This is a genomic window from Pseudomonas sp. MWU347 (assembly GCF_017947305.1).
GTDB lineage: Bacteria > Pseudomonadota > Gammaproteobacteria > Pseudomonadales > Pseudomonadaceae > Aquipseudomonas > Aquipseudomonas putida_A.
In genome coordinates this window covers 1-1,169 of sequence record NZ_JAFGZB010000033.1, presented here as the reverse complement: position 1 = coordinate 1,169, position 1,169 = coordinate 1, and the positions used below count along the sequence as shown (strand labels likewise).

1 protein-coding gene is annotated in these 1,169 nt (G+C 61.9%); it reads left to right on the top strand.

Features of this window, described 5'->3' with window-relative positions:
* Window positions 1-1,169 (top strand): type VI secretion system tip protein TssI/VgrG (tssI, locus tag KCG87_RS27330; RefSeq protein WP_210559235.1); only part of this gene is annotated, 1,169 nt, incomplete at both ends.

Sequence of the window (1,169 nt, the reverse complement as noted above, 5' to 3'; positions counted from 1 at the left end):
GTTTACCCTGACCGGCCGGGAAGCCATCAGCCAGCCTTTTGTCTTTGAGGTGGAGCTGGTCAGTGAGCAGCCGTCGCTGGACCTCGAAACCCTGCTGCACAAACCGGCCTTCCTGCAGCTGTCGCCCGATGGCAGCGGCATCCATGGCCAGATCTACCGCGCCGCGCAAGGTGACTCGGGCAAACGCCTGACCCGTTATTCGGTGACCCTGCGCCCGCAATTGTCGTACCTGGCGCACCGCGTCAACCAACGGATCTTCCAGAACCTCACGGTGCCGAAAATCATCGGCATGGTTCTCGAAGAGCACGGCATTCAAAGCAACGCCTACGAATTCAAGACCGGTTCGATCTATCCCGAGCGCATCTACTGCGTGCAATACGATGAATCGGACCTGCATTTCATCCAGCGTCTGTGCGAGGAAGAAGGTATTCACTACCACTTCCAGCACAGCGCCACGGCGCACAAGCTGGTGTTCGGCGATGACCAGACGGTGTTCCCGAAACTCAAGCCTGTGGCCTACCAGCAAGACTCCGGCATGGTCGCCAGTAACCCGGTGATCAAGCGTTTCGACCTGCGCCTGGAAACCCGTACCAGCCGCACCACGCGCCGCGATTACGACTTCGAAAAACCGCGCCTGACCCTGGAAAGCGAAAACCGCGGCGACGCCCTTCCCGACCTCGAAGACTACGATTACCCGGGCCGGTTCATCGACCGCGAGCGCGGCAAACACCTGGCCAAACGCGCCCTCGAACGCCACCGCAGCGACTTCCAGCTCGCCGAAGGCAAGAGCGATCAGCCGCTGCTGGTCAGCGGCCACTTCCTCGCCCTGACCGAGCACCCGAAGGCCAAGTGGAACGACCTGTGGCTGCTCACCGAAGTCCTCCACGAAGGCAAGCAGCCGCAAGTGCTGGAAGAGTCGGTGACCAGCGACACCACCGCCCTCAAAGATGATTTCCATCAGGGCTATCGCAACCGCTTCCAGGCGACCCCGTGGGACGTGCCGAACCGTCCACCGCTGCGCCACCCGAAACCGCGCATCCTCGGCAGCCAGAGCGCCGTGGTCACCGGCCCCAAAGGTGAAGAGATCCACTGCGACCAGTACGGTCGGGTCAAAGTGCAATTCCACTGGGACCGCGAAGGCCAGGCCGACGACAAGACCAGTTGCTGGC